A 14,762-nucleotide genomic window follows, 5' to 3' on the forward strand; every position below is an offset into this window, starting at 1 on the left:
TCATTCCAGATTTGGCAAATTATCAGTTTAATGGAGATAATCTATCTTGTCGCCATGAACCAGATGTTTCCCCATTCCTCCTCACCCGAAGCCGGCACGCCGGCACAACCCGCGTCGCTGATGCTCCTCATCATCTGCGGCGCCCAGTTCCTGGTGGTCATCGATGCCGTAGTCCTCATGGTTGCCGGCCCCGCGCTGGCGCAAGCGTTCGACGCCACCGAGCGCGACCTGCAATGGGTCTTCAACGCCTATGCCCTGGCCTTCGGCGGCTTGCTGCTACTGGCCGGCAGGGCAGGCGACCGTCTCGGCCACCGCGGCATGTTCGCCGCCGGCGCGGTCGTCTTCGCGCTGTCTTCGTTGATCGGCGCGTACAGCGTCTCGATGTCGATGTTGATCGCCGCTCGTGCGCTGCAAGGTGCCGGTGCCGCCTTGCTTGCCGCCAACTCGCTCGCCTTGCTGACCTTGTATTACCCTTCCGGTCCGGCACGGCTGCGGGCGCTCGGCCTGTTTGCCTCCTCGGCCACCGTCGGCGTCGCCTCGGGAACGTTGCTCGGCGGCCTGCTCACCAGCACCTTCGGCTGGTCGTCGGCGCTGTTGATCAATGTCCCGCTCGGCCTTGTCATGGCCTGGGCCACAAGGCGCGCCGCTGGCGTGGCCGGCGACGGCCAGGCCCCGTCCGGGCCGATGGATTGGGCTGGCGCCGCCACCGCGACGCTCGGCTTCGGTGCGCTCACCCTTGCCATTGCGCAGACATCGCACCCGACGCCAAGCACCCTTGGCTTGTGGCTCGCCGCCGCCGTTCTGCTCGTCCTGTTCGTCCTCATCGAGTGCCGAAGCGCAGCACCGCTGCTTGACCTCGCCACCCTGCGCAACCGCCCGGTCGCCGTCGCCAATGCCCTGATCTTCATCCACTCCGCTGGTCCGCTGACCTCGCTGTTCTTCGGCTCGCTCTACTTCCAGCAGCTGCGCGGGCTCGAGGCGCTCGAAACCGGGCTGCTGTTCCTGCCCTTCGCACTGGCTTCGATCGTCGGTGCCCGCCTCGCACCTCTTGCCATGGGCTACATGGCGCCGCGCGGCATTGCCGCCCTGGGTTTTGCCCTGATGAGCCTGTCGTCCTTCGCCCTGTCGTTCCTGCCGGTGGCTGCGGGGGAGCCCTATCTGCTGCTCACCATCGCAGCCTTTGCCATCGGCGGCTTCGGCTCGTCATTCTCCTTTGTCAGCCTGACCGAGGCGGCAACCGCCTCGGTCCGCAAGGGCGAGGCCGGCATGGTCTCCGGGCTCACCAACACTTCGCTCCAGATGGGCGGCGCCTCGATCCTCGCCCTGCTGATATCAGTCACCGCCACGGTGCCGGCGGGAGCCGCGGCTCACGCGACGACCTTCACCTCGGCCGCCGTCATCCTGCTTGCCGGTGCGATCGCCGGCTTCTTCCTCTTTTCCACGTCGTCGGGCCGGGCCGCTTCGGCCGGCCGGTAATCCACGTCAAATCTCAGGAGACCAATATGCACCTCAATCGCAGGGAACTCGCCGCCATGTCCTTTTCCGCTCTCATGCTTGCAACAGGCGCGCGCGCCGAAGCGGCATCGCCGACAGTCGGACCAGCGGCTGGTGCCGCCATCGATCCGCTTGACCTCGTCGATCCCGAGCTGCGCCCGATCCTCGATCACATCCCACCGCTCGATCTCGGCATGGACACTCTCCAGGCGGTGCGCGGCGCCCAGTTCCCGCCGGCGCTGCCATTGCCGGCGATCCAGCCGCAGGACCGGTTCATCCCAGGCGGCGCCGGCAATCCGCGCCTGCGCGTCGTCGTCCTCGACCCCGCGCCGCAGGCAGCCGCCAAGCCGGCGATCCTGCATATCCATGGCGGCGGCCTCGTCGTCGGCAAGCCGGAGGTGGTCATTCAGGAACTGCAACAGCTTGCAACCGAGCTCGGCGCCGTCATCGTGTCTGTCGACTACCGCCTGGCGCCCGAACATCCGTTCCCGGCCGGCTTCGATGACGCCTACGCGACGCTCGAATGGATGCATCGCTCGGCCAGCGAGCTTGGCATCGACCCGAGCCGTATCGCCTTGCTCGGCGAAAGTGCCGGCGCCGGCCTCGCCGCTGCCGTCTCGCTCCGGGCGCGCGACCGTGGCGAACTGCCCCTCCGCTTCCAGGCCTTGCGCTACCCCATGCTCGACGACCGTACCGCCTTGCATCAGCCGCCGGCCCATCTCGGCACGTTCATCTGGAACTGGCAGTCCAATGCCTTCGGCTGGGCCTCGGTGCTCGGGCGCAAGCCGGTGATGGAGCACGCACCCGAGGGCGCCGTTCCCGCGCGGGCAAAGGACCTGCACGGGCTTCCCGAGACCTGGATCGGCGTCGGCACGCTCGACCTGTTCGCCCGGGAATCGATGGCCTTTGCCGGGCGACTCGTCGAGGCCGGGGTGCCGGTCGAGTTGTCGGTCGTGCCGGGCGCCTATCACGGCTTCGACGCCATGGTTCCTGAAGCGCGCGTTTCCGCAGCCTTCATCGCCGGCTGGAAATCGGCGCTCCGGCGCGCCTTGCAGGTCGCTTGATCAGCCCTGACTGCCGGCGGCATCCAGTGCCGCCGGCTACTCCCGCCGCTCGATGTCCCGGCGCAGCACGATCAGCGTCGTCAGGTCCTGCACGCTCGGATGGGTGGCGATGATGTCGCGCAGCGTGTTCAGCCGGTCGATCGACGGCACCTCGACCTCGACCATCAGGTCGAGCTGACCTGTTACCGACGATACCCGCCGCACCTCCGAATAGCGTGCCAACTGGTCGAGCACCCCCATCGACGGCGTCGAGACCAGCGTCACCATCAGGAAGGCCGAGACCAGGTTGCTGTCCATCTGGCCGATATCGGCGCGATAGCCGCGGATGACGCCGCTCTTTTCCAGCGCCGCGACGCGTTCGCTGGTCGCACTGCGGGAGAGCCCGATGCGCCCGGCAAGCGTCTTCAGCGGGATGCGCGCTTCCTTCGACAGGATGCCCAGAATGTCCCTGTCCTTGGCGTCGAGTTCCTTCATCGCCCCGTTCCGATCGGTGCCGTTAAAGTGCCGGTCCATGCAGTCATAGTGCCGGTGCAACCGACGCTTTGCCGGATGCCCGATTTTTCGGCCCGTGCCAAGCTCCAGTTACAGCAATTCCGGATAGACCATGACCGACGTGACCCATCCCGCGCCTGCATTCTCCTTTGGCGAGGCCGCCGAGCTGGCGTCGAGCCGGTTCGGCGTCAGCGGTCGCGTGGCATCACTCGACAGCGAGCGCGACCAGAACTTCAAGCTCTCGGCCGACGACGGCGCCCAGTGGATTCTCAAAATCATCAATGCCAGCGAGCCGGCCTCCGAAAGCGAATTCCAGGTCGCCTTGCTCGATCATCTCGCGCGCTCGGGCGTCGCCGCTCCCCGCCTCAAGCCGTCCGCCGACGGTGCGGCGCTCTCGGAAGCGACCGGTGCCTCGGGCGAGCGCCATGCGCTGCGGCTGGTGTCCTGGCTGCCGGGCCTGCCGCTGGCCGAAGCGGCGCGCACCCCGAAGCTGCTCGAAAATCTCGGCCGCGCGCTCGGCCGGCTCGACGGCGCGCTGCAGGGCTTCATCCATCCCGGCGCGATCAGGAGCTTCGACTGGGACATCCGCCAGGCCGGCGCCGCGCGCCAACGCCTGCACCATGTTCCCGATGTCGCCGACCGCGCGCTTTTGCGCCGCCTGCTCGACCATTTCGACGTCGCCGTGGCGCCCCGTCTCGCCGGCCTGCGTGCCCAGGTCATCCACAATGACGCCAATGACTGGAACGTGCTCGTCGATGAGGACGACCACGACCGGGTTGCCGGCATCATCGATTTCGGCGACGCGCTCCATTCGCTTGTGATCGCCGAAGTCGCGGTCGCCTGCGCCTATTCGATCCTCGATGTCTCGGACCCGATCGGCGCCGCGGCGACCCTGGCCGCCGGCTTCCATGCCGAATATCCGCTGCGCGAAGAAGAGCTCGATCTCCTGTTCGACCTCATTGCCATGCGCCTGGTCATCTCGGTCACGCTGTCGGCGCAGCGCAAGGACAAGACCGGCGACAATCCCTATCTCGCCATCTCGGAGGCGCCGGCCTGGCGGCTGCTGCGCCGCCTTGGCGCGATGAACCGCCGTTTTGCCACCGCCATCCTGCGCCACGCCTGCGGCTTCGACGCGGTATCAGGTGCCCGCGCCGTCACCGCCTGGATCGAGGCCAACAGGAAGAGTTTTGCACCGGTGCTCGATCGTCACCCGGCAACCCTGGTCAAGGCGCTGGTGCCCTATGGCGATCCAGCTCATCCGATGACGACCACTTCGGCCGGCCAGGAGCCCGACAAGGCCACCGCCTGGTGGGATTCCTGGTGCGCCGAACACGGCGTCGAACTCGGCATCGGCCCCTGGGGCGAGGCACGCACGGTCTACACCTCCGACATCTTCTGGTCGCGCTTCGTCGAAGGCGCCCGCCGGGTCCACCATCTTGGCCTCGACCTGTTTTTGCCGGCAGGCACCAAGGTCTATACGCCGCTCGCCGCCACGGTCAAAAGCGTCGAGATCGAGGAAGACCCGCTCGGCTATGGCTGCCTGATCGCGCTGGAGCACACGCCTGAAGGATGCCCGCCCTTCGTCACGCTGTGGGGTCACATGGCGCATGAGGCGATGGCCCGCCTGAAGCCGGGCGAGACGCTCGAAGCCGGCGCGCTCGTCGGCGAAATGGGCGCACCGACCGAGAACGGCGGCTGGGCGCCGCATCTGCATTTCCAGATCTCGACCGACCCCGATCTCGCCGCTCGTGACATCCTCGGCGTCGGCGAGGCGCGTTATCTCGACGTCTGGGCCGAGCTGTTCCCGGATGCCGCAACGCTTGCCGGCATCCCGCCGGAGACCTTTCACCAGACCGGCCGCACCCGCCCCGAGATCGTCGCCGCGCGGAAAGCCTCGCTCTTGCCCAACCTGTCGATCTCCTATTCCGAGCCGATCAAGTTCGTGCGCGGCGAGGGCGCCTGGCTGATCGATGACTGCGGCCGCGCCTATCTCGATTGCTTCAACAATGTCTGCCACCTCGGCCACGCCCATCCCGATGTCGTCGAGGCGATCGCCACCCAGGCAGCAAGACTGAACACCAACACACGCTACCTGCACGACGCCATCGTCACCTATGCCGAGCGATTGACGGCGACCTTGCCCGAGGGCCTGTCGGTCGCTTCCTTCGCCTGCTCCGGCAGCGAGGCCAATTCGCTTGCGCTGCGCATGTCGCGCACCTTGACCGGCAGCGACGACGCGCTGGTGCTCGACTGGGCCTATCATGGCACCACCCAGGAGCTGATCGACCTCAGCCCCTATAAATACAAACGCAAGGGCGGCAAGGGCCGGCCGGCCCATGTCTTCGAGGCAACCATCCCCGACAGCTACCACGCGCCGGATGATTGGCCGGTCGAAGAGCATGCCAGGCGTTTCGCCGAAAGCATTGCCGAGCAGATCGAGACGATGCGCACAGAGGGTCGCGCGCCGGCCTTCTTCATCGCCGAATCCATTCCCAGCGTCGCCGGTCAGGTGTTTCTCCCCGAGGGATATCTCAAGGAAGTCTACGCCATGGTCCGCGCCGCCGGCGGCTTCTGCATCGCCGACGAGGTGCAGGTCGGCTTCGGCCGTGTCGGCAGCCACTGGTGGGCCTTCGAGACGCAAGGTGTTACCCCCGACATCGTCACCATGGGCAAGCCGATCGGCAACGGCCATCCGATGTCGGCGCTGGTCACCACGCGCGAGATCGCCGACCGCTTCAACAATGGCATGGAGTATTTCAACACCTTTGGCGGCAACCCGGTGTCCTGTGCCGCGGGCCTCGCCGTGCTCGACGTCATCGAGCGCGATCGCCTGCGCGACAATGCCGCCGATGTCGGCGCCTATCTCTTGGAGCGCTTCAGGGAGATGCAGCAGCGCTACGAGGTCATCGGCGACGTCAGGGGCCAGGGGCTGTTCCTCGGCATCGAATTGGTCACCGACCGCAGGACCAAGCAGCCGGCGACCGCCTTCGCCCGCAAGGTCAATGCCGGGGCCAGGGCGCGCGGCGTGTTGATCGGCACCGAGGGCCCGCACGACAACGTGCTCAAGATGCGCCCGCCGATGATCTTCAGCCGTGCCAATGCCGATCATCTTGTCGGCGTGCTCGAGGAGGCGTTCGCCGCGGTATCGGCGGAAGGCGTGTAGCTCAAGGCCCGCGCGAAGCTCTCGCGCGGAGGGAATTAGCGACAGGGGAATTCACCGACTTCCGGCGCCAACGCGCCGGCGGCAAGCAGAGGCTTTGCCTCGAACACCAGAGGGAGGAAATGATGAGGACGATTTTTGCAACTGCGTCGCTGCTCGGCTCGGCCGCGATGGCCATTCCGGCAGCGGCCGACACCTTCGACATCGTCAAGCAGCGCGACAAGCTTACCTGCGGCGTCAGCCAGGGCGTTGCCGGCTTCTCGGCGCCTGACGATGCCGGCAAATGGTCGGGTTTTGACATCGACTTCTGCAGCGCCGTGGCCGCCGCCGTGCTCGGCGATCCGGAAAAGGTCAGCTACGTGCCGCTGTCGACCAAGGAGCGTTTCACCGCGCTGCAGTCGGGTGGCGTCGATGTGCTGTCGCGCCAGACCACCTGGACGTTGTCGCGCGATTCCAGCCTCGGCATCCGCTTCGTCGGCACCGCCTATTATGACGGCCAGGGCTTCATGATCCGCAAGGCTCTTGGCGTCGACAGCGCGCTCAAGCTCGATGGCGCAACCGTCTGCACCGAGCAGGGCACGACCACCGAGCAGAACGTCGCCGACTACTTCTCCGCCCACAAGATGAAATACGAGCCGGTGGTCATCGATTCCGCCGACGGCATCATCAAGGCCTTCGACACCGGTCGTTGCGACGTCTACACGACGGATGCCTCGGCACTCTATGCCCAGCGGCTGAAGCTTACCGATCCGGCTGCCTATGTCGTCCTGCCGGAGATCATCTCCAAGGAGCCGCTCGGGCCTGCCGTTCGACAGGGCGACGACAAGTGGTTCAACATCGTGCGCTGGACGCTGTTCGCGCTGCTCGAAGCCGAGGAACTCGGCATCACCAAGGACAATGCCGAAGCCGGCCTGTCCTCGGATAATCCTGCCATCAAGCGCTTCCTCGGCGCTGAGGGTGACAGCGGCCAGCAGCTCGGTCTCGATCCGCGTTGGAGCTACAACATTATCTCCAAGGTCGGCAATTTCGGCGAGATCTTCGAGCGCAATCTCGGCCAGTCGAGCGAGCTCAAGATCGACCGCGGCATCAACGCCTTGTGGAATGCCGGCGGCCTGATGTACGCCCCGCCGGTCCGCTGATCGCTTTCCTCCCCCGGGGTCGCGCGTCAGCGCGGCCCCTTTTCTTCCCGCCAGAATTTCCAGGTCGCGCGTCAGCGCGGCCCCTTATCTTCCCGCCAGAATTTCCAAGTCGCGCGTCAGCGCGGCCCCGCCTATGCTGCCTCGCGAGATTCCCGGCGCGTTCGTCGGGCCGCAGCATAGGTGCATTGATGAGCATAGCCGATCGCGTTCGCGTCAAGGATGTCAAAGTCCTGTCGGATGACTGGTATCTGTTGAAGAAGACGGTCTTCGAGTATCGCCGCAATGATGGCGAATGGCAGCTCCAGAGCCGCGAGACCTACGATCGTGGCAACGGCGCCACCATCCTGCTCTATGATTCCGTCCGCCGCACTGTCGTTCTCGTCAAGCAGTTCCGCTACCCGGCTTTCGTCAGTGGCTACGATGACATGCTGATCGAGACGCCGGCAGGCCTGCTCGACAATGCCAGCCCGGAGGAGCGCATTCGGGCCGAGACCGAGGAAGAAACGGGCTTCCGCGTCCGCGACGTCCGCCGCGTCTTCGAGGCCTTCATGAGCCCCGGCGCCGTCACTGAGCGGATCTACTTCTTCGTCGGCCGCTACGAGCCCGGCGACCGCATCTCCGAAGGCGGCGGCCACGAAGGCGAGGGTGAGGACATCGAGGTGCTGGAGATCGGCATCGATGAGGCGCTCGCCATGGTTGCCGACGGCCGCATCTGCGACGCCAAGACCATCATGCTGCTGCAATACGCAGCCCTTCACCTCTTGCGCGGAGCCTAGCGCCGATGTCGACCATCGCCCGCGAGCTCGGCATCTCCTTCGGCACGTCGCCGACCGGACCGCTCAACGCCATCACCGACGTTTCAGGCGTGGCCATCGGCCATCGCACCATTCGCTCGGGCGACCTCAACACCGGCGTGAGCGCGGTCCTGCCCCATGGCGGTAACATGTACCGCAATAAGGTGTTGGCCGCATGCGATGTCATCAACGGCTTCGGCAAGAGCACCGGCCTGATGCAGGTCGACGAGCTCGGTTCGATCGAGACGCCGATCCTGCTCACCAACACCTTCGGCGTCGGCACCTGCGCCAACGCGCTGATCCGCGCGGCGGTTCTGGAGAATCCGGACATCGGCCGCGAGACGTCGACGGTCAATCCCGTGGTCATGGAGTGCAATGACGGCCATCTCAGCGACATCCAGGCGCTCGCCGTCACCGAGGACGATGCCCGCGCAGCGCTTGCAACAGCCGCGTCCGGGCCGGTTGCCGAAGGCAATGTCGGCGCCGGCACTGGCATGAGCTGCTTCGGTTTCAAGGGTGGCATCGGCACTGCCTCGCGCCGCATCGAGTTGGCCGGCAGCGCGCATCATGTCGGCGTGCTGGTGCTGACCAATTTCGGCCGCGCCGGCGATCTCGTCCTTCCCGATGGTCGTCGCCCCGATCCGCGCAGCAGGCGAGAGGCCGAGAAGGGCTCGGTCATCGTCATCCTCGCCACTGACATCGCGATGGAACACCGACAGCTCAAGCGCGTCGTCCGCCGCTGCGGCGCCGGTCTCGCCAGGCTCGGCGCCTATTGGGGGCATGGCAGCGGCGACATCGCGCTCGGCTTCTCGACCGCTCGGACTTTCGATCATGACGAGCGTGCCGACTTCGTTTCCATCTCCGCCCTCAACGAAAACCGCATCGATCGCCTGTTCCGCGCCGCGGCCGAAGCAACCGAGGAGGCCGTGGTGAACTCGATGTGTGCAGCCGAGGTCATGCATGGCCGCGCCGGGCATGTCAGGCCGTCGCTGGCAGACTGGTTGAGAGAGCAGGGCTAGATCGCCTTCGACGGGCTCTGGAAGCAGGATTGCCGGGGTCGGAAAATAAACTTAGCATGTTCCTTCTTTGTTCTTAAAAAGGAGGAAGTCATGTCGCGGCAACTCCAGTTCGACTTCGGAGCAACTTCGCTTGGTTTGCGACCACCGTCGCGTTGGCCAAGGCAGGCAAGGTCCGACGCAGACAGGCTGATGTTTCGTCTGCATCCGGGTCAGTCGGCGCAGATGGCGACGGTGGCGGACCATACCCGCCGCAGCCATGGCCTGTCCGGGACGCCACGCGATGCAGGACAGCTGCACGTCTCGCTGATGGGGCTTCACAACGGCGGGGAGATCGACCGAACCACGGTGCATGACGCCTCGGCCGCCGCCGCGACAGTCAGAGTGCCGGCATTCGAGCTGGCCTTCGACCGCATCGCCAGCTTCCACAATCGGGAATCGAAACCGCTGGTTCTGCTGTGCGGCAAGGGTGCCGATAAGGTGGTGGAGCTCGAACGCCGGATCATCGATGCGTTGAACCGTGCGGGGCTCCGGCTACGCCGGCGCGTCGGCTTCGTGCCCCACTGCACCGTGCTCTACGCCGACAGGCTCGTCCCGGAAACGCCTCTCGACCGGCCGATCGTCGTCCCGATCACGGAGTTTCATCTCCTGCATCGTTCGGCCAGTGGCCGCCGCCGGAGCGTCGGCAACTGGCCGTTGCTGGGCTGAGGCTCAGAGCGGCAGCGGCTGACGCGCGTTGCGCCAGAACTCCTCAGGTTCTTCCAGCAGATGTGTCAGCCCGACACGCTCGAAGGCGAGTGCCGCCTGCTCGGCGGCATCGGCGAGGATGTCCTCGGCGTCGAGATGGTCGGTCCTGCGGCTGCGCATCAACACCTTGCCGTTGACGATGACGGTGTCGACGTCGGCGGCGTTGGCGAAATGGGCGATGCGCGTCACCGTCATGACGGGCGGGTAGAGATGCGGCTTGCGCATGTCGACCAGCACGATGTCGGCCTTCTTGCCATGCTCCAGCGACCCCAGTTCCTTCTCCAGGCCAAGCGCCCTGGCAGCGTCGATCGTTGCCATCTCGATGGTCTTGCCGGGCGGCAGATAGGCCGGGTCGCGGAAGTGGCGGCGGTGGTAGTGCATGCACTGCGCCATGTGGCGGAACATGTCGTAGCCGCGGTCGGGGGCGGCCGCGTCCGAACCCAGGCAGACATTGATGCCAGCCTCGAGCAGCTCCGGCACCGGGCAGCGGCCATAGACCGACATGATGGCGCTCGGATTGTGGATGATCGACGCGCCTGTCTCCTTCAGTGCTGCAAAATCTTCCTCGGTGAGGTCGACGCTATGACCCAGAAGCGCGAACTCACCGAGGACACCAAGATCGCGCGCCAGCGCGATCGACCCGTCGCGGTGGCCGTCCTGGGTGAACAGCACGCCCTTGCGACGGCGCAGATCCATGACCGCTTCGCCCATCTCGACGACCTGCCGTCGGGCATCGGCATCCGCCACCTGGGCGGCATAATAGACCGGCATGACAAGGCACACGCCGGTGCCGCGGCCGAGCAGGTCGTTCCAGCGATCGATCAGGATTTCGCTGACCTCGAGCTGGCGCTCGAAGCCGACGGATACGTCGCGCGCCTGACCGGTCTCCGAGAACTGGCGGTAGTTTTTCGGGAAGGGCGTCCGGCCGGGGCCGACGGCCATGAAGGTGCGCAGCCCGGATTCGGCGGTCGCACCGCAATGCGCGTCGCCATAGATGGGATCGTCGGTGCGGTAGATATCGGCGCCGCCACCGAGCAGCGTCATACCGGTGGTGATGCCGCCACGCAGGCGTTCGAGCTGGGTCATGCGCGCCTCGGCGCGCCAGAAGTCCGGCGTCGAGCCGCGCGCGTAGATCTCCTCGCAGGCGTCGAACCAGCTGTCGAGCCCGGCGCCGGCATTGCGCACCAGCCCGTGGCCGGCATGCGAATGGCTGTCGATCAAGCCGGGCATCGCCACCATGCCTGTGCCGTCGATGATGTCCCTGGCGCCGACAGGCTCGGCGTCGCCGTCGCCACCGATGGCGCTGATGCGGTCGCCGGTGACAGCGATCCAGGCGCGGTCGATCACCCGGCGTTCCGGGTCGACGGTGATCGCCGTCACGTTGCGGACGAGGATGTCTGGCTGCGTCATGTCACTGCTTTCCAAAAGTCGGCGGGCGAAATCGCATGGTTGCGGAAGTCCGAGCCGGACTTCCGCAAGCCATGTCAAACCGGGGCTACAGCCCCAGAATGTCTTCCAGGTCGCGCGCGAGCACGCGTTCGCTTTCGAGATCGAGCTGGTTTTCGATATGGGCGAGGTGGTGGTGCATGACGGCAAGTGCCGCCTTGGCGTCGCGCGCGGTGATGCTCTGCACGATCGCCGCATGCTCGTCGGGGCCGCAGTTCTGGATTTCCTTCTGCTGGTACATCGCCATGATCAGCGACGTCCGCGAAACCAGATCGCGCAGCAGGGTGGCGAGGATCTGCGATTGCGCCAACTCGGCGATCAGCATGTGGAACGCGCCCGAGAGCCTGATCGCACCGGCGAGGTCGCCGCCCTGGTGGGCCTTGCGCTCCTGGTCGACATGTTCGCCCAGCCGAGCGATTCCGGCGGCGTCGATGGTCGCGCACAGCCGCTCGACCAGCCTTTCCTCGATGGTGCGGCGGGCGAAGAACACATCGCGCGCTTCCTCGATCGACGGTTTGGATACGAACGCACCGCGATTGGGAACCAGTGTGATCAGGCCGTCGCGGGCGAGGTTCTGCAGCACATGGCGGATGCGTGCCCGGCTGGCGCCGAAGATGTCGGCAAGCTGCTCTTCTTTCAGCCGCGTGCCGGGGCCGATCTGCCGCTCGGCGATGGCGCTCCAGATCTTCTCGTAGATTTCCTGATCGGTGGCATGCCGCATGCCTGCTTCAGCGTCCATCCAATCCTCCTCCCGTTCGTCCCGATATGCGGCTCCAACCTATTCAAACCTAAAAGCGCGGCAAGTCAACAAATCTGTCGACAACGATTGTTGACAATAATTGGATACGATGACAGCGTGCGATGGATGGAGTCGGGAACCGACCTGCTACATGGTGGCGCGGGTCTGCCGTCCGGAAACGTGAGGCGCCGGTGCTTCGGGTGTATGATATCGGCACCCACCACATGCTGCGGATTGCGGTCTGAGGGAGAAAAAATGGATTTCGATTTCGCCGAGCTGCCCGAAATGGACCGCTACCGGCTGCTCACCAACTTCGTCGGACCGCGCCCCATCGCGCTGGTCACCACCATCGACGAGCATGGCTGCAACAACGCCGCGCCGATGAGCTTCTTCAACGTCTTCTCACATGAGCCGCCGCTGCTCATCCTCGGCATGCAGACCCGTCCTGATGGCACCGCCAAGGACACCGTCGCCAACATCCGCCGCTCCGGCGAGTTCGTCGTCCACATGGTCGACATGGCGATTGCCAGCGAGATGATCGTCACCGGCATCAACTTCCCCGCCGACGTCGACGAGATCGAGCTCGCCGGCCTGACCAGCACGCCGTCGAAAAAGGTCGCGGCACCCCGCATCGAGGAATCGCCCTGCGCCATGGAGTGCCGTGTGTCGCAGATCCTCGATTATGGCCGCCGCACCATCGTCATTGGCGAGGTCGTGCAGATGTATGTTCGCGACGACTGCCTCGATGAGCGCGGCCGCTATGTCCGGCCCGAGGTCTACCAGCCGATCGCCCGTCTCCACGCCGACAACTACATCGTTGCCGCCGACCAGTTCGTGCTCAAGCGCCCGGCCGAGCTTTTTCCTCAAGAGGAAAAAGCCGCCAATGCCGCCCCGAAGTCGGAAAAGGTCATCGGCTGAGGCCAGAGCCTTGTCGGCCCACCCGCTCCACCGCAAGGCGTAAGCCCCCGACGACCTTGCATGGGAAGGGCGCTCGTTTCGGGCGCCCTTTCTGTTTGGGCGTCAGTCCTCGGCCGCCGCGCCAATGTTCTCGCTCAGCACGCGCAGCACGCGGGTCGCGCTTTCGATGTCGGCGTCGTCAACACCGGTAAGCACCAGGCAGCGCAGCTCGGCGACGTCGGCGAACATGCTGTCGGCCTCGCGCCGCGCCGTCGGCGTCAGAAAGATGCGCTTGGTGCGCCGGTCGCCGTCGGTGGTGCAGCGCACCACCAGCCCCTTCTTCTCCAGCCCGTCGATGAGCCCGACCAGCGAGGGCTGCTCGATCTGCATCTGCTCTGCCAGCTCGGCCTGCGTCTTGCCCTCGCATTTGGCGATCTGCATCATCAGTCGGGCGCGCGCCAGCGTCAGGCCGCGCTCCTTCACCCGCGCGTCGAACATCGTCCTGAGCTTGCGGTTGACCTTCAGCAATTCGTCAAAAAACGCGCTCTTCAGCTCGGCGCTGCTCATATCGATCCCCTTTTGTTCTTTTGATTATCATTAGATGCCTATGTAATTCGCGGCAATATCTCCGGCAAGAACCATCCTCCTAGTCCCTTCGGACGAGGCTGCGGCTTCGATCAGCGTAGGTAATGTCCATTCTCGCCAATGGAGCGGCGCAGCCGGGGATGGAGGAGGTGGGGTGTGGTCCTGCGCAATCTGGCAAAGCTCGACCTCAACCTGTTGCATGTCTTCGAGGCCGTCTACGGCGAGGCCAGCATCACCCGTGCCGCCGAAACGCTCAACGTCACCCAGCCCGCCGTTTCCAACAGCCTGGCGCGCCTGCGCGACATCTTCGGCGACCAGCTGTTCGTCCGTGCCCGGCAGGGCATCGCGCCGACGCCGCTCGCCGAAACGCTGATCGGCCCTGTCCGTGAAGCGCTCACCGCGCTCGACCGCACGCTCGCACGGCATGAGCGCTTCGACCCGCTCGCCTCCGAGCGCATCGTCTCTTTCAGCATGAGCGACTATGCCGAGGCGGTCGTGCTGGCACCGTTTGTCGGCGAGTTGAACCGGCTGGGCTCGAGGCTGACGGTGCGCAACCGCTTCCTTGCCGAGCGCGACCTGTTTCCCGGCCTGGCCTCGGGCGAGATCGACTTCGCCGTCGAGTCGCATCCGCTGGCCGAGGATGGTTTCGGCCAGCGCCTGCTGTTCAGTGACGAATTCGTCTGTGTCATGCGCCGGGGCCATCCGGCGGCGACCGAACCCTTCACCATCGAGCGCTACATGGCGCTCAGCCACTTGCACATCTCCAATCGCCCGCGCTTTGCCAATCTGGTCGACGGCGCGCTGGCCCGGATGAAGCTGAAGCGGCAGGTGGCGGTGCATCTCGAACATTGCCTGGCCGCTGCCGCCATCCTGTCGCGCAGCGACCTCTGCCTCACAATTCCGACCTCCTTCGTCCGGCACTTCCTGCCCGAAGATGGTTTCGTTGCGTTGCCCCGGCCTTTCCGCATGCCGCCGCTTCAGACCTGGCTCTACTGGCACCCGGCCTCTGAAGGCAGCCCGGCGCATGATTGGGTTCGCGGCGTGCTCGACGATTGTTTTCCGGACGCCTGCCGGGATCACTCAGGCTGATGTCGGTCATTCGGATTGGCAATTTGCCCGGGCAAATACCGCCGACCTATAACTTGAGCCAACAGCTGAGATCGAAAACCTGTCGCTGGGGCGATGGCCG

13 protein-coding genes are annotated in these 14,762 nt (G+C 65.6%); 9 read left to right on the top strand and 4 right to left on the bottom strand.

Features of this window, described 5'->3' with window-relative positions:
• Nucleotides 1-30: 30 nt before the first annotated feature.
• Nucleotides 31-1,476, top strand: a complete 1,446-nt coding sequence (locus Amn_RS07830; protein ID WP_286296018.1) for an MFS transporter — start codon at nt 31-33, stop codon at nt 1,474-1,476.
• A gap of 26 nt (nt 1,477-1,502) precedes the next feature.
• A complete protein-coding gene (locus tag Amn_RS07835; protein WP_286296019.1) occupies nt 1,503-2,558 on the top strand; it encodes an alpha/beta hydrolase in 1,056 nt (351 codons plus the stop codon).
• Between the two features lie 36 nt (nt 2,559-2,594).
• On the opposite strand, the gene Amn_RS07840 is transcribed toward Amn_RS07835, so the two are convergent.
• Nucleotides 2,595-3,032, bottom strand: a complete 438-nt coding sequence (locus tag Amn_RS07840) for an Lrp/AsnC family transcriptional regulator (RefSeq protein WP_067964726.1) — start codon at nt 3,030-3,032, stop codon at nt 2,595-2,597.
• A 130-nt stretch (nt 3,033-3,162) separates the two neighbouring features.
• Between Amn_RS07840 and Amn_RS07845 the strand changes: the two genes are divergently transcribed.
• From Amn_RS07845 to Amn_RS07865, 5 genes are all read left to right on the top strand, one after another.
• Nucleotides 3,163-6,213 carry an aminotransferase class III-fold pyridoxal phosphate-dependent enzyme gene (locus Amn_RS07845; RefSeq protein ID WP_286296021.1) on the top strand — a complete coding sequence of 1,017 codons (3,051 nt, stop codon included), beginning with the start codon at nt 3,163-3,165 and terminating at the stop codon, nt 6,211-6,213.
• A 119-nt stretch (nt 6,214-6,332) separates the two neighbouring features.
• Entirely contained in the window at nt 6,333-7,349 is a 1,017-nt protein-coding gene (locus tag Amn_RS07850; protein WP_502874753.1) for an amino acid ABC transporter substrate-binding protein, read from the top strand.
• Nucleotides 7,350-7,537: 188 nt separating this feature from the next.
• Nucleotides 7,538-8,125 (top strand): NUDIX domain-containing protein, encoded by a 588-nt coding sequence (locus tag Amn_RS07855; RefSeq protein WP_067966974.1) that lies wholly within the window; start codon nt 7,538-7,540, stop codon nt 8,123-8,125.
• Nucleotides 8,126-8,130: 5 nt separating this feature from the next.
• A complete protein-coding gene (locus Amn_RS07860; protein WP_286296023.1) occupies nt 8,131-9,162 on the top strand; it encodes a DmpA family aminopeptidase in 1,032 nt (343 codons plus the stop codon).
• A 189-nt stretch (nt 9,163-9,351) separates the two neighbouring features.
• On the top strand, nt 9,352-9,867 hold the full coding sequence (locus tag Amn_RS07865; protein ID WP_286296024.1) for a 2'-5' RNA ligase family protein: 516 nt from the start codon (nt 9,352-9,354) through the stop codon (nt 9,865-9,867).
• Nucleotides 9,868-9,870: 3 nt separating this feature from the next.
• Here Amn_RS07865 and Amn_RS07870 read toward each other — a convergent pair whose 3' ends face one another.
• Both Amn_RS07870 and Amn_RS07875 read right to left on the bottom strand, forming a co-directional pair.
• A complete protein-coding gene (locus Amn_RS07870; protein WP_286296025.1) occupies nt 9,871-11,316 on the bottom strand; it encodes an amidohydrolase family protein in 1,446 nt (481 codons plus the stop codon).
• 85 nt (nt 11,317-11,401) lie between these two features.
• The gene (locus tag Amn_RS07875; protein WP_115733166.1) at nt 11,402-12,091 is read right to left on the bottom strand and encodes a GntR family transcriptional regulator; all 690 of its coding nucleotides are present in this window, start codon (nt 12,089-12,091) and stop codon (nt 11,402-11,404) included.
• A 255-nt stretch (nt 12,092-12,346) separates the two neighbouring features.
• Here Amn_RS07875 and Amn_RS07880 point away from each other — a divergent pair, with 255 nt between their 5' ends.
• Nucleotides 12,347-13,009 (top strand): flavin reductase family protein, encoded by a 663-nt coding sequence (locus tag Amn_RS07880; protein WP_115733165.1) that lies wholly within the window; start codon nt 12,347-12,349, stop codon nt 13,007-13,009.
• Between the two features lie 102 nt (nt 13,010-13,111).
• On the opposite strand, the gene Amn_RS07885 is transcribed toward Amn_RS07880, so the two are convergent.
• Nucleotides 13,112-13,555 carry a MarR family winged helix-turn-helix transcriptional regulator gene (locus tag Amn_RS07885; protein ID WP_067964711.1) on the bottom strand — a complete coding sequence of 148 codons (444 nt, stop codon included), beginning with the start codon at nt 13,553-13,555 and terminating at the stop codon, nt 13,112-13,114.
• A gap of 174 nt (nt 13,556-13,729) precedes the next feature.
• Between Amn_RS07885 and Amn_RS07890 the strand changes: the two genes are divergently transcribed.
• Nucleotides 13,730-14,662 (top strand): LysR family transcriptional regulator, encoded by a 933-nt coding sequence (locus Amn_RS07890; protein ID WP_067964709.1) that lies wholly within the window; start codon nt 13,730-13,732, stop codon nt 14,660-14,662.
• Nucleotides 14,663-14,762: the final 100 nt, after the last annotated feature.

Origin of the sequence: Aminobacter sp. Y103A (assembly GCF_030294925.1) — a bacterium.
GTDB lineage: Bacteria > Pseudomonadota > Alphaproteobacteria > Rhizobiales > Rhizobiaceae > Aminobacter > Aminobacter ciceronei.